The organism is Aminobacter niigataensis, assembly GCF_946995915.1.
GTDB lineage: Bacteria > Pseudomonadota > Alphaproteobacteria > Rhizobiales > Rhizobiaceae > Aminobacter > Aminobacter niigataensis.
Genome location: NZ_OX341517.1, coordinates 4,192,438 through 4,211,484 on the forward strand (window position 1 = coordinate 4,192,438; position 19,047 = coordinate 4,211,484).

Annotated in this window: 21 protein-coding genes; 13 read left to right on the top strand and 8 right to left on the bottom strand. The window is 63.5% G+C overall.

What is annotated here, in order from left to right; genetic code table 11:
- Window position 1 precedes the first annotated feature (1 nt).
- Window positions 2–394 carry a hypothetical protein gene (locus O1Y97_RS20480; protein ID WP_108608799.1) on the bottom strand — a complete coding sequence of 131 codons (393 nt, stop codon included), beginning with the start codon at window positions 392–394 and terminating at the stop codon, window positions 2–4.
- Window positions 395–734: 340 nt separating this feature from the next.
- Here O1Y97_RS20480 and O1Y97_RS20485 point away from each other — a divergent pair, with 340 nt between their 5' ends.
- The 5 genes from O1Y97_RS20485 (at window position 735) to O1Y97_RS20505 (ending at window position 5,866) form a co-directional block, all read left to right on the top strand.
- A complete protein-coding gene (locus O1Y97_RS20485; protein WP_318762194.1) occupies window positions 735–1,073 on the top strand; it encodes an AbrB/MazE/SpoVT family DNA-binding domain-containing protein in 339 nt (112 codons plus the stop codon).
- A gap of 2 nt (window positions 1,074–1,075) precedes the next feature.
- Window positions 1,076–1,447: a type II toxin-antitoxin system VapC family toxin gene (locus O1Y97_RS20490; protein ID WP_199914502.1), complete on the top strand. Its 372-nt coding sequence runs from the start codon at window positions 1,076–1,078 to the stop codon at window positions 1,445–1,447.
- A gap of 120 nt (window positions 1,448–1,567) precedes the next feature.
- Window positions 1,568–3,175, top strand: coding sequence for a carboxyl transferase domain-containing protein (locus O1Y97_RS20495; protein WP_318762195.1), 1,608 nt, complete (start codon window positions 1,568–1,570; stop codon window positions 3,173–3,175).
- A 13-nt stretch (window positions 3,176–3,188) separates the two neighbouring features.
- Window positions 3,189–5,147 carry an acetyl-CoA carboxylase biotin carboxylase subunit gene (locus O1Y97_RS20500; protein ID WP_318762196.1) on the top strand — a complete coding sequence of 653 codons (1,959 nt, stop codon included), beginning with the start codon at window positions 3,189–3,191 and terminating at the stop codon, window positions 5,145–5,147.
- A 101-nt stretch (window positions 5,148–5,248) separates the two neighbouring features.
- Window positions 5,249–5,866 carry a YitT family protein gene (locus O1Y97_RS20505; RefSeq protein WP_318762197.1) on the top strand — a complete coding sequence of 206 codons (618 nt, stop codon included), beginning with the start codon at window positions 5,249–5,251 and terminating at the stop codon, window positions 5,864–5,866.
- A 57-nt stretch (window positions 5,867–5,923) separates the two neighbouring features.
- On the opposite strand, the gene O1Y97_RS20510 is transcribed toward O1Y97_RS20505, so the two are convergent.
- From O1Y97_RS20510 to O1Y97_RS20520, 3 genes are all read right to left on the bottom strand, one after another.
- Window positions 5,924–6,586: a peroxiredoxin gene (locus O1Y97_RS20510; RefSeq protein WP_108608803.1), complete on the bottom strand. Its 663-nt coding sequence runs from the start codon at window positions 6,584–6,586 to the stop codon at window positions 5,924–5,926.
- Window positions 6,587–6,748: 162 nt separating this feature from the next.
- Window positions 6,749–7,867 (bottom strand): ABC transporter substrate-binding protein, encoded by a 1,119-nt coding sequence (locus O1Y97_RS20515; protein ID WP_108608804.1) that lies wholly within the window; start codon window positions 7,865–7,867, stop codon window positions 6,749–6,751.
- Between the two features lie 363 nt (window positions 7,868–8,230).
- Complete coding sequence (locus tag O1Y97_RS20520; protein ID WP_108608805.1) at window positions 8,231–8,497, bottom strand: SEL1-like repeat protein; 267 nt, start codon at window positions 8,495–8,497, stop codon at window positions 8,231–8,233.
- A gap of 436 nt (window positions 8,498–8,933) precedes the next feature.
- Here O1Y97_RS20520 and O1Y97_RS20525 point away from each other — a divergent pair, with 436 nt between their 5' ends.
- Entirely contained in the window at window positions 8,934–9,278 is a 345-nt protein-coding gene (locus O1Y97_RS20525) for a DUF2147 domain-containing protein (RefSeq protein ID WP_108608806.1), read from the top strand.
- Window positions 9,279–9,374: 96 nt separating this feature from the next.
- Here O1Y97_RS20525 and O1Y97_RS20530 read toward each other — a convergent pair whose 3' ends face one another.
- Window positions 9,375–10,097, bottom strand: a complete 723-nt coding sequence (locus O1Y97_RS20530; RefSeq protein WP_318762198.1) for a glutathione S-transferase family protein — start codon at window positions 10,095–10,097, stop codon at window positions 9,375–9,377.
- Between the two features lie 173 nt (window positions 10,098–10,270).
- Between O1Y97_RS20530 and O1Y97_RS20535 the strand changes: the two genes are divergently transcribed.
- The 3 genes from O1Y97_RS20535 to O1Y97_RS20545 all read left to right on the top strand — a co-directional run bounded on the left by O1Y97_RS20535 (window position 10,271) and on the right by O1Y97_RS20545 (window position 12,239).
- Entirely contained in the window at window positions 10,271–10,441 is a 171-nt protein-coding gene (locus O1Y97_RS20535) for a hypothetical protein (protein ID WP_183263521.1), read from the top strand.
- A gap of 33 nt (window positions 10,442–10,474) precedes the next feature.
- Entirely contained in the window at window positions 10,475–10,669 is a 195-nt protein-coding gene (locus tag O1Y97_RS20540; RefSeq protein WP_055978476.1) for a hypothetical protein, read from the top strand.
- Window positions 10,670–10,736: 67 nt separating this feature from the next.
- Window positions 10,737–12,239: an AMP nucleosidase gene (locus O1Y97_RS20545; protein ID WP_108608809.1), complete on the top strand. Its 1,503-nt coding sequence runs from the start codon at window positions 10,737–10,739 to the stop codon at window positions 12,237–12,239.
- A 52-nt stretch (window positions 12,240–12,291) separates the two neighbouring features.
- Here the strand turns inward: O1Y97_RS20545 and O1Y97_RS20550 are convergent, their stop codons facing one another.
- Window positions 12,292–12,894, bottom strand: a complete 603-nt coding sequence (locus O1Y97_RS20550; RefSeq protein ID WP_318762199.1) for a DUF922 domain-containing Zn-dependent protease — start codon at window positions 12,892–12,894, stop codon at window positions 12,292–12,294.
- A gap of 202 nt (window positions 12,895–13,096) precedes the next feature.
- On the opposite strand from O1Y97_RS20550, the gene O1Y97_RS20555 reads away from it, so the two are divergent.
- Complete coding sequence (locus O1Y97_RS20555) at window positions 13,097–14,137, top strand: endonuclease/exonuclease/phosphatase family protein (RefSeq protein WP_404801208.1); 1,041 nt, start codon at window positions 13,097–13,099, stop codon at window positions 14,135–14,137.
- Between the two features lie 87 nt (window positions 14,138–14,224).
- Here O1Y97_RS20555 and O1Y97_RS20560 read toward each other — a convergent pair whose 3' ends face one another.
- Entirely contained in the window at window positions 14,225–15,907 is a 1,683-nt protein-coding gene (locus O1Y97_RS20560) for an electron transfer flavoprotein-ubiquinone oxidoreductase (protein WP_318762201.1), read from the bottom strand.
- A 248-nt stretch (window positions 15,908–16,155) separates the two neighbouring features.
- Between O1Y97_RS20560 and O1Y97_RS20565 the strand changes: the two genes are divergently transcribed.
- Window positions 16,156–16,809 carry a hypothetical protein gene (locus tag O1Y97_RS20565; protein WP_108608812.1) on the top strand — a complete coding sequence of 218 codons (654 nt, stop codon included), beginning with the start codon at window positions 16,156–16,158 and terminating at the stop codon, window positions 16,807–16,809.
- A gap of 36 nt (window positions 16,810–16,845) precedes the next feature.
- On the top strand, window positions 16,846–17,712 hold the full coding sequence (locus tag O1Y97_RS20570) for a uracil-DNA glycosylase (RefSeq protein ID WP_318762202.1): 867 nt from the start codon (window positions 16,846–16,848) through the stop codon (window positions 17,710–17,712).
- Here O1Y97_RS20570 and O1Y97_RS20575 read toward each other — a convergent pair.
- Window positions 17,709–18,110, bottom strand: a complete 402-nt coding sequence (locus O1Y97_RS20575; protein ID WP_108608814.1) for a hypothetical protein — start codon at window positions 18,108–18,110, stop codon at window positions 17,709–17,711. The genes O1Y97_RS20570 and O1Y97_RS20575 overlap by 4 nt on opposite strands.
- Window positions 18,111–18,248: 138 nt before the next feature.
- Here O1Y97_RS20575 and O1Y97_RS20580 point away from each other — a divergent pair, with 138 nt between their 5' ends.
- Entirely contained in the window at window positions 18,249–19,046 is a 798-nt protein-coding gene (locus O1Y97_RS20580) for a helix-turn-helix domain-containing protein (RefSeq protein ID WP_318762203.1), read from the top strand.
- The last annotated feature ends 1 nt before the right edge of the window (window position 19,047 follow it).

Sequence of the window (19,047 nt, forward strand, 5' to 3'; positions counted from 1 at the left end):
GTCACTGGAAAGCCCTTGGCAGATCGTCGGTCGGCTTCGACACGATCTGATGGGCGTCGCGCCAGATGACCTCGCGCTGGCCGGCAGTCTTGATGCTCCGAACCGGCAGACCGCCTTCGCCGATCAGCCAGGCGCAGTAACGCGCACGGCTGATGGCCTCGGCGGCACCCGGATTGAACCAGCAGATGCCCCAGATCGAGTTACGCCGCTTGAAGTGGCGGCCGATCCTGTCGGGCACCGGCAAATGCGCATTGAACCAGTCGAACTGCTCGCGCAACTCGGCCAGGATCCAGTCCGGGCAGCCGTTCCGGTAGAGATACCAGGAGGCCTGGAAGAAGCCGGCCTCCACCCGGCTGTTCGGGTGGATGAGTGGCGTGACGAAACGCACATACATGATGACAACCGCGCGGCCTCAACGGCGGCGCGCTCCCCTGCAACTTCGGTGAATTCAAGGTGTGAAAGAGCCGCCCTTCGGCGGCCTCAGCCTTTTGCCGAAGGGAGACGGAATGCCAGGCGCATATCGATGCGTCTCATCGGTCGTCTCCAAGAGGACAGGTTGCGGAACCCGCGGACGAGCCAGCAGCGCGCCCTATCGGGAGCGGGCAGATACACGCATTCCGCAACGTTATCAAGCCAAAACAATCAGAGGTTTCGCAACACCTCCGACTGCAATTTGCCGCAAATGGCCATTCATGGCACAATCTCGCTTTCTGCCACAGATCGAGGTTCATGCCATGACTGAGCCAGATACACCGAAGGGCTTCGCCGAGGAGCCGCAGAAGCCACACAGCTCCAGGATCAGGGACGAATTGCTGCGCAAGCCGCCAAAGTTCGAGCGCCTGCGCGTGGGCGACGGCGGCCGGGTCGTCATCCCCGCTGCCATGCGCGAGGAAATGGGCATCAAACCCGGCGACGATCTTGTAGCCCATGTCGAGGGCGGAGAACTGAAGCTGATCTCACACCAGATGGCCCTCACTCGGGTCCAAGAGGAAATGGCCAAGTACAAGAAGCCGGGCGAGAGCGTTGTTGACGAGTTTCTGGCCGAGCGCCGCGCGATGTGGGGTGAAGAGTGATCGTGCTCGACGCTTCGGCGGTCTTGGCTGCCATGCTGCAAGAGCCTGGAGCCGACCGGGTGCACGCGCTCGTCGACAAGAGCGTGATCTGTGCGGTCAACACCACGGAGGTCATCTCGAAGCTGATCGACAAGGGCTACGACGAAGTTGCCGTGCGGCAGCAGTATGAGAACATGCATCTTGAGGTAGTGTCGTTCGACCATCACCTTGCGCTGGTCGCCGGGCACCTTCGTTCAACGACGCGCCACAAGGGCCTGTCGCTGGGCGACCGCGCCTGCCTGGCGCTGGCGATACTGACTGAACGAACGGCTGTTACTGCCGACCGGAAATGGGCCGACCTCGACGTCGGCTGCAAGATAGAGGTCATACGCTAGAGCGCAGACGATGCTGGACTTCGCCGAAATTACGAGGCTAGTGCGTTAGATTCGCCACCCCACCATGACTGCTTCGCGCCTTGGGCGCAGCACCGCATGGGTATCACTCCAAGAGGAAAAATGCCGACGCTCCACTCCCAGCTCTCCCCCTCCTCCGAAAGCTTCAAGGCCAATTCCGCGCGCCTGCGAACGCTGGTGGCCGATATCAGCGACAAGGCTGCAACGGTGGAGCGCGGCGGCTCGGAAGACGCGCGCAAGCGGCATGCCTCGCGCGGCAAGCTTCTGCCCCGGGAGAGGCTGGCGCAGTTGCTCGACGCCGGCTCGCCGTTCCTCGAGGTCGGCCAGTTCGCCGCCTGGGGACTTTATGGCGGCGACATCGCCTCGGCCGGGCTGATTGCCGGCATCGGCCGGGTCGAAGGCACCGAAGTCATGGTGGTGGTCAACGACGCCACGGTGAAGGGCGGCACCTACTATCCCCTGACCGTGAAGAAGCACCTGCGGGCGCAGGAGATCGCGCTGCAGAACAATCTGCCCTGCATCTACCTTGTCGATTCCGGCGGGGCGAACCTGCCTAACCAGGACGAGGTGTTTCCCGACCGCGACCACTTCGGCCGCATCTTCTTCAACCAGGCCAACATGTCGGCAGCGGGCATTCCGCAGATCGCCTGTGTGATGGGTTCGTGCACGGCGGGCGGTGCCTATGTACCGGCGATGTCGGACGAAACGATCATGGTGCGCAATCAGGCGACGATCTTCCTGGCCGGACCGCCGCTGGTGAAGGCAGCGACGGGCGAAGACGTGAGCGCCGAGGAACTGGGCGGTGCCGACCTGCACACGCGCGTCTCGGGCGTCGCCGACCACTACGCCGTGGACGACGAACATGCGCTGGCGATCGTCAGGCGCATCGTCAAAAACCTGAATCGGAAGAAGGACATCGGGCTCGTCTTGAAGAAAGCGATTCCGCCTGTTCATGCTCCGGAAGAAGTCTATGGCGTCATCCCCGCCGACCTGCGCCAGCCCTATGACGTGCGCGAGGTGATCGCGCGCGTGGTGGATGGTTCGGATTTCGACGAGTTCAAGCAGAACTACGGCACCACGCTGGTGACCGGCTTTGCCCATATCCACGGCATGCCGGTGGGCATCATCGCCAACAACGGCGTGCTGTTTTCCGAAAGCGCGCTGAAGGGCGCGCATTTCATCGAGCTGTGCTGCCAGCGCAAGATCCCGCTGGTGTTCCTGCAGAACATCACCGGCTTCATGGTGGGGGCAAAATACGAGGCCGGCGGCATCGCCAAGGACGGCGCCAAGCTGGTGACCGCGGTGGCAACCGCCCAGGTGCCGAAGGTGACGATCATCATCGGCGGCTCGTTCGGCGCCGGCAATTACGGCATGTGCGGGCGGGCCTACTCGCCGCGCTTCCTGTGGATGTGGCCCAACGCGCGCATCTCGGTGATGGGCGGCGAACAGGCGGCGACCGTGCTCGCCATGGTCAAGCGCGAGGGCATCGAGCGCAAGGGCGGCAGTTGGTCGAAGGAGGAGGAGGCCGAGTTCCGGGCGCCGATCCTGGAGAAATACGAGCGCGAGGGACACCCGCTCTATTCGTCGGCGCGGCTGTGGGACGACGGCATCATCGACCCGGCGAAGACGCGCGAGGTGCTGGCGCTCAGCCTGTCGGCGGCGCTCAACGCGCCTATCGCCGACACCAAGTTCGGCGTGTTCAGGATGTGATGGGGATCAAGCCATGTTTTCGAAAATCCTCATTGCCAATCGCGGTGAAATCGCCTGCCGCGTCATCCGCACCGCCCGCAAGATGGGCGTGAAAACGGTCGCGGTCTATTCGGACGCCGATGCGCGCGCGCTGCATGTCGCGATGGCCGACGAGGCCGTGCATATCGGCGGCTCGCCTGTGGCCGAGAGCTACCTGCGCGGCGACCTCATCATCGCGGCAGCCAAGGCGACGGGTGCCGAGGCGATCCATCCCGGTTATGGCTTTCTGTCGGAAAACCCTGACTTCGTCGACCAGGTGACGCAGGCCGGGCTCGTGTTCATCGGGCCGTCGGCAGAGGCGATCCGCGCCATGGGCCTCAAGGATGCGGCCAAACGGCTGATGGAAAAGGCAGGCGTGCCGGTGGTTCCAGGTTATCACGGCGAGGCGCAGGAGATCGTCATCCTCGCCAGCAAGGCGCGCGAGATCGGCTATCCCGTGCTGATCAAGGGGCGCGCCGGCGGCGGCGGCAAGGGCATGCGCCGGGTCGACCATCCCGACGACTTCTCCGACGCCCTGTCGGGCGCCCGGCGCGAGGCCAAGGCCGCCTTCGGCGACGACCGGGTGCTGGTCGAGAAATATGTCGACAAGCCGCGCCATATCGAGGTGCAGGTGTTCGGCGACAACCATGGCAACGCCGTGCATCTGTTCGAGCGCGACTGCTCGGCACAGCGCCGCCACCAGAAGGTGATCGAGGAAGCCCCTGCCCCGGGCATGACGGCTGAGTTGCGCGCGGCGATGACCGATGCCGCGGTGAAGGCCGCCAAGGCGATCGGTTATTCGGGCGCCGGCACGATCGAGTTCATCGTCGATGCCTCGGACGGGCTGAAGCCGGACCGCTTCTGGTTCATGGAGATGAACACGCGCCTGCAAGTCGAGCATCCGGTGACGGAAATGGTGACAGGTGTCGACCTGGTCGAATGGCAGTTGCGCGTGGCCGCGGGCGAGGAAATCCCTGTCGGGCAAAACGGTATCGGGCTCGATGGCCACGCCTTCGAAGCCAGGCTCTATGCCGAAGACCCGGCCAAGGGCTTCCTGCCGGCGATCGGCACGCTGCATCATCTCAGGTTTCCGACCGAGACTGCCGCCGGCACCGAAATCCGCATCGAGACCGGCGTGCGCCAGGGCGATGCCATCTCGCCGTTCTACGACCCGATGATCGCCAAGGTGGTGACGCATGGTGCCGACCGCACGACTGCTCTCGAAGCGTTGGCCGATGCCGTATCGCGGACCGAAGTGGCGGGTTCGACCACCAACGCGGCGTTCCTGGCAGCCTTGGCCCGCGATACCGACTTCGCCTCGGGCGATGTCGACACTGGGCTGATCGGCCGCAAGCAGGAGGAACTGACGGCGAGTGCGGCCCCCAGCAGCCGTGCAGTGGCGCTGGCAGCCCTCGCTGCAACCGGTGCCGGCAATGCGGAAGCCTCTGCAGATCCGTGGTCCAGCATCGCCGGCTACGCACATTTCAACCCGCTGGCGCGACGGGCGAGCCTGTCGTTTGGCGGCGCGGAGATCGTCGCCCACATCATGGCGCGGAGTGACGGGCGCTTCGATGTCCGTCCGGACGGCAGCGAAAGCTTCGTGCTTTCGGCCGACGCTAGCGGCACAAGTGGGGCGACGGTCGCCAGTTGGCCCGGCCACGTCACGGTGTTCGAAAACGGGCGTTCCTTCGACTTCGCGATCAGCGACCCATTTGCGCGCGCAGCCGAGATCGGCGAAGGCACTTCGAGCATGCGCGCGCCGATGCCGGGGCTGGTCAAGCTGGTACGTGCGGCCAAGGGCGACAAGGTCACCAAGGGCCAGCCGCTTCTGGTGCTCGAGGCGATGAAGATGGAACACACCATTGCCGCCACCCACGACGGAGTGATCCAGGAGATCGCCATGGAAGGCGCGCAGGTGACCGACGGAACGGTTCTGGTGCGCTTCGAGGAATAGCGCTGCCGTTTGCGAAAGCGCAACTCCAGCCCGAAAATGGGTTTCGATTTTCGGGCTGACGTCTTAGGGCTGCGGTGCAGCAATCAACGACAGGCGACACCGTGACCGAGGCCAACAGCGAAGCCATCCCGCATGGGCTCTACGAGGACGTGCTGGCGCTGCTGACCGGCACGACGCTGGTGGCGCTGGGGCTGGTGCTCTACACCCATGCCGAGCTGATCACAGGCAGTTCGGCCGGACTGGCGCTGCTCATTCAGTATGTGACCGGCTACGGCTTCGGCGCGGTGTTCTTCGTCATCAACCTGCCCTTCTACTATCTCGCGGTGAAGCGCATGGGCTGGCCGTTCGCGCTGCGCACATTTGCAGCCGTCGCGCTGATTTCAGTCTTGTCGCGGCTGACGCCGGAGTGGATCGGCATCGCGCATGTCGATCCGCTCTATGCGGCGGTCGCCGGCGGCGGACTGATGGGGATGGGGCTTCTGGTGCTGTTTCGCCACCGCGCCGGGCTCGGCGGCTTCAACATCCTGGCGCTCTACCTGCAGGACAATCACGGCATCCGCGCCGGCTATTTCCAGCTCGCGGTCGACCTGACCATCCTGTTCATATCGCTGTTCTACCTCGACTGGTCGAAGGTGGCGCTGTCGGTGGCAGGTGCTGCGGTACTCAATCTGATCATTGCCATCAACCACCGTCCCGGCCGCTATGTCGGCATGAGTTGACGCGGCAAACAAGAAGGCGCGCCAGGGGCGCGGCTTCTTGTTGTAGTCCGTTGCGGATCAGTGCGTGGTCGGCTGCTTGGTCTTGCGGAGATAAGGCAGCACGCGCTCGAACGAGCCGAAGCGCTTGATTGCGTCCTCGTCGGACACGGCAGCGGTGACGATGACGTCGTCGCCCTGCTTCCACTGCACGGGCGTCGCGACCTGGTACTTGGCCGTCAGCTGGATTGAATCCAGGGCACGCAGGATTTCGTCGAAGTTGCGGCCGGTCGACATCGGATAGGTCAGTGTCAGCTTGACCTTCTTGTCCGGGCCGATGACGAACACCGAGCGCACCGTGGCGTTGTCTGCCGGGGTTCGGCCTTCCGAGCTGTCGCCCGCACCGGCAGGCAGCATGTCATAGAGCTTGGCTACGGCAAGCGTCGGATCGCCGATCATCGGGTAGTCGACCTTGTTGCCCGACAGCTGCTCGATATCGGCTTTCCATTTGTGATGGTTTTCGACCGGATCGACCGAAATGCCGATCATCTTGGCGTTGCGGCTGGCAAAATCGGACTTCAACCCGGCCATGTAGCCGAGTTCGGTCGTGCAGACCGGGGTGAAATCCTTGGGGTGCGAAAACAGCACGGCATAGCCGTCGCCGATCCAGTCGTGAAAGCTGATCGGGCCTTCCGTGGTGTCGGCTTTGAAATCCGGGGCGGTGTCGTTGATACGAAGGCTCATGGCTCGGTTCCTCCTGAAATCGACGCACGAAGCAAACTCGCAGCCAAAACGGCGCGCGTTTTACGTCCGAGTGCGAATGCACCATCTTGCGCCAAGCCCGCGAAAACGACAATGGCCGGGACAAGCCCGGCCATTGGAACAATTCAACATTTCCAGGAAAGCTTACTGCTTGATCGGCGCGTACTTGCCGTCATGCCACTGGTTGATGTCGTAGCTCGCGTTCTTCAGATCGCCCTTCTCGTCGAAGACGACGTCGCCGACGACGGTGCTGATCGGCTTGCCGTCCTTGAGCGCCTCGGCGACCTTCATCGGATCGTCGGTGCCGGCGCGCTCGATGCCCTGCGCGAAGGCCTGGATGGTGGCGTAGGAGAACAAGGTAAAGCCTTCCGGCACGAAACCGCCGGCCTTGATCTTCTCGACCGCTTCCTTGGCTTCAGGCTTGGCCTGGGGGTCGGACGGGAAGACGAACATCGTGCCTTCGCCGGCCGGGCCGGCGATCTGCCAGAATTCAGGCGAGGCGATCGAGTCCGGCATGATCAGCTGATACTTGAAGTTCTGCTCCGCCGACTGGCGCAGGATGAGGCCGGCTTCGGGGTGGTAGCCGCCGAAATAGACGACATCGGCCTTGAGTTCCTTGAGCTTGGTGACGAGCGCCGAATAGTCCTTCTCGCCGGCATTGATGCCTTCGTACAGGAGTTCGGTGAGACCGCCGGCATTCATCGTCTTCCTGACGGCATCGGCCACGCCCTGGCCGTAGGCGCTCTTGTCGTGCAGCACGACAACGTTCTTGCCCTTGTACTTCTCGGCGATCCACGGCCCGATGAAGGCGCCCTGCGCGTCGTCGCGGGTATAGAGACGCATGATCGTCGACCAGCCCTTGGCGGCCGCATCGTCGGTCATGATCGGGTTCGAAGACGCCGGCGACATCATCAGCGCGCCGCTCTCGGCATAAACGGCCGACGCCGGAATGCTCGAGCCCGAGCAGGCATGGCCGTCGATGAACTTGATGCCGTTGGCAACGATGCGGTTGGCAACGGAAACCGCCTGCTTGGGATCGCAGACATCGTCCTCGACCGAAAGCTTGAGCTGGCGGCCCAGGACGCCGCCTTTTTCGTTGATCGCCTTGACGGCAGCCTCGGCGCCCTGGCGGAACTGGTCGCCGATGTTGGCGAGCTGGCCAGTCATCGGCCCGACGACGGCGACAGTGATGTCTTCGGCAAATGCCACGCCGGCACTGAGCGACAGCGCGAGCAATGCGCCAACTGAACGTTTGAAATGCATTTTTCCCTCTCCCTGGGCGCGCCGGCGATGCCGCGCGCCATACTTCAAATGCGCCGGAAACCTCTCACCCAAGTTGTGCCTTGTCTTGGCGCATGGGCATCGGAACATTGTGCCTGCAAGCGGCACTGCCGGCAATGATGCCGGCAACCGGTAACCGCCTGGAAAAAACAAAAAGGCCGCGCCGATCTTGTTTCGATCGGTCGCGGCCTTTTTCGTGGAGAACGTCGCGGAGCGTCTGTGGCCCCGTCGCAGTCCGCCTGCCCTGTTATTCCGATCGCGCCTCGCCCGTCCTTCAGGCCGTCGCGTTGTTGTTATTGGAAGCCGCCATACGGGCGACCTCGATCTTCCCCCCGGAAGCAGTATTCAGTGCGTGGTCATCCATTCGCGGGCTTCGCGCAGCGCCTTGACGATGTCGAGCTTGGACATCGAGCCGGACAATTCCGAGCGCAACTCGGCAGCGCGGGCAGAGCCCTTGATCGCGGCGATATTGAACCATTTGTGGGCGGTAACGACGTCGACCTCGCAATCGCGGCCGGTCGCATACATCATGCCCAATTCCAGAAGAATGTCGGCCTGAGCGGTGGAACCCATCGCGCCGAAGCCAGCATCAAAGATTTCGAAACGTGCCATTTTCTTATCCCCTGTCTGTCTCCCGAGAGCGGGCCCGCTGGTGTCCCCCGAGCTGCTCTTTCGATGCTTCCGAGGATGCCGCCGAGCCTTGAATCCGGCGTTAAATGGCGTGCTTAATTCCAGGAAAACAAACCTAAAACAAAGGGTAAACCTCGGAATTCATTAAGGATAGGAACCGTTGCGCCGGCTGGGATTTGGAGAAAATGCGATGAAAATTTGCGCCCGGACGCGAAAGTCTTTGATAACCACGCGCAGCTTTCATCCGTCGCCATCGGTGAATTTCAGAGCGCTATGCCGGTGTTTTCAGGGCTCAAAAATGCTTCCGGCTTCCCCTGCGGCACCGCTTTCGTTTTCGCCAGAGCTGCATTACGCTTACGTTTGCGTAAACGTCAGGCGGGGGAGATGCCTGAGCAAGATACCAACCGGGAGGACTTCAATGTTTCGTAAGATGAGCGTGGCCGTGGCGGCCACGATGATGCTGGCCGGTGCGGCCCATGCCGATCCGATCGAAGGCAGCTGGAAGACCGAGGCGGGCTCGACTGCCGCGATCGCGTCCTGCGGCGGCAGCTTCTGCATCACGCTGAAAGACGGCAAACATGCCGGCAAGAAGATCGGTACCTTCAATGCTGATGGCGACAGCGCCTATTCGGGCAAGATCACCGATCCGGCCAACGACAAGACCTATACAGGCAAGGCCAGCCTCGCCGGCTCGAACCTCAAGATGAAGGGCTGCGTGCTTGGTGGCCTGATCTGCAAGACGCAGAACTGGTCGAAGCTGTAGGAGCGAATGGGAAATAGCGAATAGCGAATAGCGAGTAGGGGCAACTGAGGCGCTGCCTCCCCCTATTCGCTACTCACTACTCGCTACTCGCTCTCTTCAGGCCCTCGCCCGCTGCCCGAACAGCACCTTCTGGGCTTCCTTGTCGTCGGCGAGATTGCGACGATGATCCTCGCCGACCGCGATGCCGCGCACGACCGCCGGCCGGGCCATCAGTGTTTCGAACCAGCGCTTGAGGTGGGGAAAGTCGTCGAGGTCCTGACCCTGGTTCTTGTAGGGCTTGACCCAGCCGAGCGAGGCAATGTCGGCGATCGAATAGTCGCCGGCGAGGAATTCGCGATCGGCGAAGCGCTTGTTCATCACCCCATAGAGGCGGTTGACCTCGTTGGTATAGCGCTCGATGCCATAGGCGATCTTCTCCGGCGCATATTGGCGGAAATGATGCGCCTGGCCGGCCATCGGGCCGAGACCGCCGACCTGCCAGAACAGCCATTGATCGACCTCGGCGCGGCCGCGCTCGTCGGCAGGGTACAGCTTGCCGAACTTACGGCCGAGATATTGCAGGATCGCACCCGACTCGAAGATCGAGATCGGCTCATGGCCCCACTTGCCGTCGGCGCCCGGACCTTCAGGGTCGACGATCGCCGGCATGCGGTTGTTGGCCGCGATCTTGAGGAATGACGGCTCGAACTGCTCGCCCTTGCCGATGTTGATGTACTTGACCGTGTAGGGAACGCCGAGTTCCTCCAGCATGATCGAGATCTTCCAGCCGTTGGGCGTGGGCCAATAATAGAGCTCGATCGGCAGCGTCTGGGTGGTCATTCCGCAGTCTCCGTTGATGGTCGATAGACTGCAGATATGCGTGGGCTCCTCAAACACAACCCTGCGAACGTCTTAAGCACCGTCAATAAATTTGAACCGAAGATGAACGGAGGTCTCAGAACCCGTTCAGTCGCGACGGCGCATATTCCCTCGCATTGAAGGGGAAGACACCAATGCTCGCTCGCCGGTTCACTATCGTTTGTCTGCTCAGCGCCATGTTCGGCATCATGTTTGCCACCATCGTCGCCGAGACCAGCCGCCCCGCCCGCTCATGGGATATCGGCAATGTCGTGCCTTGTGTCTTCGAAGAAGGACTGACCTGCGAAGCGCCGCACAGCAAGTAACCGAACCAACTGTCCGAGACGAAAGAAAAGCCAATGACCCGCACCGCAACCCAGATCAGAAAGACGCTCCGGCTCCTGCCGCGGGCCGCGCTGATCCTGATGGTTCTCGCCGCCCCGGTGCTGGCCGTGCCGCAACTGCGCGCCGACAACGGTTCGACGATCGAGGCGCCCGCGGCACGCAAGGGTGGCGTCGGCTTCGTGCTGCTGGTCAGCCTGCAGCGCAGCTGAGCGTGGATTTGGCGGGACCCGCCATCGGCCCCCTCCCAACTGTCATGATTGGTCTCTATAATGGGTCATGGAAAAGCGAATCTATCCTGAACCCATCGAATCCATCTCCTCGCCGCTGCCGTTTCCCAAGCAGAGCTTCAGCGATGCCGCCAAGGCGGTGGCTGCCCTGCAGCAGCTCTACGAACGCAACACCGCCTTCCTGCGCGAGGCCTTCGCCTCGCTTGCCGCGGGTGCCGACACCAACGTGCGCTTCCGCGCCTTCTACCCCGAGGTCGGAGTCACCACGACGTCGTATTCGCAGGTCGATTCCCGCCAGGCCTACGGCCATATGCCGACGCCAGGTCATTTCTCGACGACGATCACCCGGCCCGACCTGTTCCAGAGCTATCTGACCGAGCAGCTGAAGCTGATCATGCGCAACCATGGCGGACCGGTGACCGTGTCGGAATCGTCGACGCCGATCCCGTTGCATTTCGCCTTCCTCGAGGGCACCCATGTCGACGGCGCTGCCGCCGACCGCATCCAGCGCCCGATCCGCGACCTGTTCGACGTGCCGGATCTCGACGGCACCGACGACCACATCGCCAACGGCACGTTCGAGATCATGCCGGGCGAAGCGCGCCCATTGGCCGTTTTCACCGCCCAGCGCATCGACTATTCGCTGCACCGGCTGTCCCACTACACGGCGACGACGCCGCAGCACTTCCAGAATTTCGTGCTGTTCACCAACTACCAGTTCTACATCGACGAGTTCGTCGTGCTGGCCCGCGACCTGATGGCCAAGGGCGGCGGCGGCTACACCGAGTTCGTCGAGCCGGGCGGCATGGTGACCAAGGCCGGTGCCACGACACCGTCCGAAGGCACGCCGGCGGCAAGGCTGCCGCAGATGCCGGCCTACCATCTAAAGAAGCCGGGCCATGCCGGCATCACCATGGTCAATATCGGCGTCGGCCCCTCCAACGCCAAGACCATCACCGACCATATCGCGGTGCTGAGGCCGCATGCCTGGCTGATGCTCGGCCACTGCGCCGGCTTGCGCAACACACAAGCGCTCGGCGACTATGTGCTCGCGCACGCCTATGTCCGAGAGGACCACGTGCTCGACGACGACCTGCCGGTTTGGGTGCCGATCCCGCCGCTGGCCGAAGTGCAGGTGGCGCTGCAAGAGGCGGTCGCCGAGGTGACGGGGCTTTCCGGCTACGACCTCAAGCGCATCATGCGCACCGGCACGGTGGCGACGATCGACAACCGCAACTGGGAACTGCGCGACCAGCGCGGACCGGTGCAGCGGCTGTCGCAGTCGCGTGCGATTGCGCTCGACATGGAATCGGCAACGATCGCCGCCAATGGCTTCCGCTTCCGGGTGCCCTACGGCACGCTGTTGTGCGTCTCCGACAAGCCGCTGCATGGCGAACTCAAGCTGCCGGGCATGGCGACAGAGTTCTACAAGCGGCAGGTGGCGCAGCACCTGACCATCGGCATCCGCGCCCTGGAAAAGCTGGCCGAAATGCCCAACGAGCGGCTGCATTCGCGCAAGCTGCGCAGCTTTGCCGAGACGGCGTTCCAGTAGGGACGGCTCATCGCGCCCGTGAACTGCGGGCGCCAACGCCTCGGCGTGCGGGTTACTGCCCGTTGACGAAGGTCAGGATCAGGCGATGGACGTTGCCGCCATCGCCGAGTTCTACGCGATCGAAGTCGCTGCTTTGCTGCCGCTGGGCCAGCGAGGCTTCCGACAGCGGCCTGGTGATCTCCTGCCTGATCTTCTTGCAGCCGGGATCGCCCGGCACCGACAGGCCAATGGTGGTCTTTTCGATGGTCGCCACCATCTGCTTGATCATCTCGCCATGCACCAGCTCGTGGCGCCTGACGCCTTCATAGAACACATCCCAGCGCCGCTGGAGCGCTGCCGGCAGGCGGCCGGCTGGCTTTGGCAAGGTGTAGGTGATGATGAGCCTGGGCTTGGCCGCGACCAGGGTGCAGGCATCGCCCTGCGGCTCGTACTTGCGCTGCCAGGTCAGCTTGAAATTGGTGTGGGCGATGGCGCGGCCGACGCTGGCCTTGGGGCCGCGCTCGCCGATCGAGGCATAAAGTTCGGGCGCGGTGGTGCCGGATATGGCATAGGTCTTGACCTGCTCGACGACCTGGCCGTTAGCGCGGGCGTCAACCGTCGTCGCCAGAACCAGGACCGCACAAGCCCGCAGCCAGTGATGGGCGGCTGTTTTCATTCCATTCTCCGCAAGGCAGATGCAGCGTCGGGCGATACCTGGCCGCGAGCGCCGGTGAACTCGGCCCATCGGTCTCACGGTTCGTTCCGGATTTCAACCGGGGCAGCGCTCGACGGGGCTTGTCAAAGCAGGCTTGCGGCCAGATACAGGAGGCACATAATCGATCATCAATGGGCCGCATTTGTCGCGACATGAAGCGGACATGACGACCATGGCTTTTTACAAATTCGGCAAGATCGCCTGCTTTGCGGCGATGATGCTGCTTTCGGTGCCGCTGGTCGCCGGGTTCTTCGGCGCCTGGCACCCGGCGCTCGATTCGTTCGCCCATTTCAGGGTGCACCTGGCGGTGCTGATGATGCTGGCGGCACTGCCGCTGCTGTTTAGCTCGCTGCGCTGGCAAGCGGTTGCGGCGCTGGCCTTTGGCGCCGCGGCACTGTCCACCACGTCGAGCGCGCTGCCGCTGCCCGGCCTCGGGCCGGTGCATGCCGCAATCCAGCCGCGCGCCACCGACCGCCCGGTCTACAAGATGCTGCAGATGAACCTGCGCTTCAACAGCACCGAGCCGGGCAAGGTGTTGTCGCTGGTCGGCCGGACCCAGCCCGACATCATCACCCTGCAGGAAGTGTCGGCAAAGTGGACCAAGAGCCTTGAGCCGCTGTTTGCGCGCTACCCCCACCGCATCCTGTGCCCCTACCCCAACCGCATCTTCGGCGTTGCGATCCTGTCGCGAAGGCCGTTTGCCGAAGGCAGCGAGCCGCAATGCTTCGGCGGTGGGGCGCTGGCCATCGCCAAGGTCGATTTCGGCGGCCGGACAAGCGACGTGGCCGCCCTTCACCTCGGCTGGCCGTGGCCGTTCGAGCAATCGCCCCAGATCGGCGAACTGAGCGGCGATCTCGCCACGCTCGGCGACAATGCGATCCTGGGCGGCGATTTCAACGCCACGCCATGGAGTGCTGCCGTCGGACGCGTCGCCAAGGCCGGCGACCTGACGCTGATGCCGGCAGCCGGCCGCACCTGGCTGACCTTCATGCTGCCCGACTTCATGCGCTTTGCCGGCTTGACCATCGACCACGTCATGGCCAAGGGCGATGTCACCGTGCACTCGGTGACCATGGGCGAGGCTGCCGGTTCCGATCACCGGCCGCTGCTGGTGGAATTCTCGTTCCGCGACAGCGCCACCCAACCCGAGGACGAGACGCAGACGGTGGTGCTCGAAACGCCCCCGGCGCCACGCGGCAGCTGAAGCCATTCGCCACAACGGAAACGGCCCGGAAGTCGCGAGGACTTCCGGGCCGTTCTTTTGTCACTGGATGTGCTGCAAATGCAGAAATCACATGTTCGGATAGACCGGACCCTCGCCGCCCTGGGGCGGCACCCAGTTGATGTTCTGGTTGGGGTCCTTGATGTCGCAGGTCTTGCAGTGGACGCAGTTCTGCGCGTTGATGACGAACCTGGCGTCGGCATGTCCCGGCTCGCCGGCGATGGAGTTGCCGTCGGCATCGACCCATTCGTAGACGCCGGCCGGGCAGTAGCGGCTCGAAGGCCCGGCGAAGACCTCATATTCCGAGCGCTTCTGCAGCTCCATGTCCTTGACCTGGAGGTGGACCGGCTGGTTCTCCTCATGGTTGGTGTTGGACAAAAACACCGACGACAGACGGTCGAAGGTGAGCACGCCGTCGGGCTTGGGATAGTCGATCTTGGCGTGCTTCGATGCCGGCTCGAGCGACTGGGCATCGGTCTTGCCGTGCTTGAGCGTGCCGAAGGGCGAGACGCCGAACAGCGTGTTGAGCCACATGTCGAGGCCGCCGAGGCCGACGCCGAGGATGGTACCGAAACGCGACCACAACGGCTTGACGTTGCGGACCTTTTTCAAATCCTTGCCGATGTCGGTCGAACGCCAGGCCGCCTCGTAGGCGGCGAGTTCGTCATTGGCGCGGCCGGCGGCGATGGCTTCGGCGACGTGCTCGGCGGCGAGCATGCCCGACAGCACCGCGTTGTGCGAGCCCTTGATGCGCGGCACGTTGACCAGGCCGGCCGAGCAGCCCATCAGCACGCCGCCGGGGAAGGAGAGCTTCGGCACCGACTGGTAGCCGCCCTCGGTGATGGCCCGGGCGCCGTAGGACAGCCGCTTGCCGCCCTCGAAGGTGCCGCGGATCGCCGGATGGGTCTTGAAGCGCTGGAATTCCTCGAAGGGGGCGAGATAGGGGTTCTTGTAGTTGAGGTGGACGACGAAACCGACCGCCACCATGTTGTCTTCGAGGTGGTAGAGGAACGAGCCGCCGCCGGTCTTGAAGTCGAGCGGCCAGCCGAAGGAGTGCTGGACCAGGCCCGGCTTGTGCTTTTCCGGCGCGACCTGCCACAGTTCCTTCAGCCCGATGCCGAACTTCTGCGGCTCCTTGCCGGCGCCGAGGTCGTATCTGGCGATCAGCTGCTTGGCGAGCGAACCGCGGGCGCCCTCGCCGATCAGCACATATTTGCCCATCAGCGCCATGCCCGGCGCAAAACCCGCGCCGTGGCTGCCGTCGCGCTCGATGCCCATGTCGCCGGTGACGACGCCGGTGACGGCCCCCTCATCGTTGTAGAGCAGGCCGGCTGCGGCGAAGCCGGGATAGATCTCGACGCCGAGCGCCTCGGCCTTGGTGGCCAGCCAGCGGCAGACGTTGCCGAGCGAGACGATGTAATTGCCATGATTGCTCATCAGCGGCGGCATCAGCATGTTCGGCAGCTTGACCGAGCCGGCCGGGCCGAGGATCAGGAAATGGTCGTCGGTGACGGGCGTCTTGAACGGATGGTCGGCATCGTCACGCCAGTCGGGCAACAGGCGGTTGATGCCGATCGGATCGACAACCGCGCCCGACAGGATATGCGCACCGACTTCGCCGCCCTTTTCCAGCACGACGACCGAAAGCTCGGGATTGACCTGCTTGAGCCGGATCGCCGCTGCCAGGCCCGCCGGCCCGGCGCCGACGATGACAACGTCGAATTCCATGCTCTCGCGTTCGATATCGCTCATCAATCCCTCCGCATTGGCTGGCCCTGTCCCCAAGGGCGATCTGTAGCTAAGCGCTGCATAGCGCATCGTTGGCAAACGTCAAATCGAACCGGCCACACATCGGCCTTGTGGCTATGACGTTCCGCCCCGACGATGAATTATATTACGTTAACGTAAAGGTCAAAATATTTCACCTTTCGGCAGCATTCGCCGCCCCGTACTGTCTGTTTTCAGGTGTGTTCAACAGCCTATTCGTCCATTGATTCTCCATGCGCCCATACGTGCCTTGCAGGACCGGACCGAAGCGCCGTCACCCTAGACGCCACATCCTGGCCGGGGCCGCCCTTCTTATTGCGACATGGCTGAGCGATGAAGGTCGCTCTCAAGAGACCGAAGCGGACCAGAAGGTGTGGAATGCCGGCGCCTATTCGTTCTCCGACGAGTTGGGCGGCTTTCGCATCACCTCGGTTTCGGGCACCGGAACGCGCGAAGATCCCTTCGTCATCAAGGAAGAACTGCAGTCGGCGACACCGGTGACGCTGACGATCAGGACGACCCGGCCGATCAGACCCTTCGACAGTTCGGGATTTTACGCCAGCGGCATCATGTTCGTGCGCGTCGAAGCGCTGAACAACAGCGGCCAAGCCTGGGTGGAGTTCGAGTTCGAGCTGCAGGAATTACAAGGACATGCCAGCGTTTTCGGCGACGGGCTGTCCTTCGACCAGAGGCGGACCGACAACGCCAACATTTCATCGGACAGCTTTGCCCAGTACAGCCGCGACTTCGAGCCCTACGACCGCCTGCGCTATACGGATGGCAAGGTCGACCCTCGCGCCGTGGTCGGTTTCAGCTTCCTGGTGACCGACTACACGCCGCGCTGGCGCTTTTATCTGGTGCAGGACCCGCGCATCCCGTCGTCGTGAACTTGCAAATCGCTGGCGTAACGCCGAAACTGGGGCATGGCCTCACTTTCGGGAAATGAACGTCCGGATCTGCGCGATCTGCTCGCCTTCTATGCGTCGGCAGGCGTCGACGACGCGATTCTGGACGATCCTATCGACAGATTTGCCGAAAGCGCGCAGCGCCAAACAATTGCTGTCCAAGGGTCTGCCCAGCAAAGCCCGCAGGGCGCGGTTCGCTCTGAACCGGCAAGACCTGACAAGGGCGCACCTCCGCCGCCGCGCCCGGCCGTATCCGCAGCGGTGCCCGACGAAGCCCAGGCAGCCGCCGCGCGCGAGATCGCCTCAAAGGCTGCGACGCTCGACGAGCTCAGGCAGATCATGGAAGGCTTCGAAGGCTGCAATCTCAAGGCCACGGCCAAGAGCATGGTGTTTGCCGACGGCAACCCGGATGCGGACCTGATGCTGGTCGGCGAAGCGCCCGGCCGCGACGAGGATTTCGAGGGCCTGCCCTTCGTCGGACGTTCTGGGCAGTTGCTCGACCGCATCCTGGCGGCAATCGGCCTCGACCGGAAATCGGCCTATGTCGCCAATGTGATTCCGTGGCGGCCGCCCGGCAACCGTGCGCCGACGCCGCATGAGACCGAGATCTGCCGGCCGTTCATCGAACGCCAGATAGCGCTCGTCAAACCCAAGGTTCTGGTGACGCTGGACGGGCCGCCGGCAAAGGTCTTGACTGGTTCGCCTGACGTCATCCTGCGCGTTCGCGGCACCTGGAAAAACCACACGACATCTGATGGCACGGTCATTCCCGTCATGCCGACGCTGCATCCGGACTATCTGCTCAGAAATCCCGCCCACAAGAAACTTGCGTGGCGGGACTTCCTCGAGGTCAAAGCGAAGCTGCGGGAACTGGGCAGCCTCTAAAAGGAGGCGGTGGCAGCTGCGCGGCGGATGCCGATGAACTGCAGTTCAGCAAACACCGCGACCGCCAGCGCCTGGACGACGACAAAGGCTGTGCCGAGCATCGTCGGCTGCACTGCGCCAGAGAGCAACAGGGCAAGGCTGCCGACCACCCAAAGCCCATTGATGGCGACGATGTCGATCATCAGCAGCCTCGAAACGGCGGCTCGCCGCGCAAGAACCACCAGCATGGCGACAAATGGCACCAGCGCCAGGCCGGCCCAGAACAGCAAATCCTGCGGCAGGCCAAGGAGCGGCGACAGCAACGGGGCGCCAAGCATCATCAGGATGCCAGCGGCGCCGCTGACCAGAGCGTCGGCGAAGAGGACGTTGCGGAGGAAAGGGGTGACGGTAATCGACATGGCTAAAGCTCCTGGTTCGGTTGTGGCGGAGGCTGTCTGCGACCGCCTTCCTGATGCCGAACATCCCACCGGAACTGGGCCAAGGCGATTACGCCGGAGGTAATAGCAATAAGTACCCATGCCGCTTAGGTTGAGCGGATGGCAACGACACAAAACCCCGTAGGCGGCCTGATCCGCGAATGGCGTACCAGAAGGCGCATGAGCCAGCTCGATCTCGCCATGGATGCCGAAATCTCGCAGCGGCACCTGAGCTTCATGGAAAGCGGGCGGTCGGCGCCCTCGCGCGACATGGTTCTTCACCTGGCCGAACGGCTGTCGATCCCGCTGCGCCAGCGCAACCAGCTTCTGCTGGCCGCCGGATACGCGCCGACCTTCGGCGAAAGACCACTCGACCACCCGTCGCTGGCGCCGGCCATGGACGCGGTGCGCATGGTGCTCAAGGGCCACGAGCCCTACCCTGCAATCGCCGTCGACCGGCACTGGAACCTGATCGAGGGCAATGCGGCGCTGGCCCCGATGCTCGCAGGCGTGCAGGACGCCTCGCTGCTCGAGCCGCCGGTCAACGTGCTGAGGCTCAGCCTGCATCCGAAAGGCGTGGCGCCGCGCATCGTCAACCTGCACGAATGGCGCTCGCACCTGATCGAGCGGCTGAAGCACCAGAACGACACCGCCGGCGATCCGGTGCTGGAAGCGCTGGAGCGGGAGCTGCTGGGCTATCCCGACGGTCCGCGCACGGGCCGCCCGATTCAGGCCGATCCGCAGGCGATCGCCCATCCGCTAAGGCTTCGCATGGGAGATACGGTGCTGTCCTTCATCAGCACGATCACCGTATTCGGCACGCCGCTCGACGTGACGTTGTCGGAGCTGGCGATCGAATCCTTCTTCCCCGCCGACGAGGAGACGGCGGCCCATCTCAGGGCACTGGCCAAGCAATGAG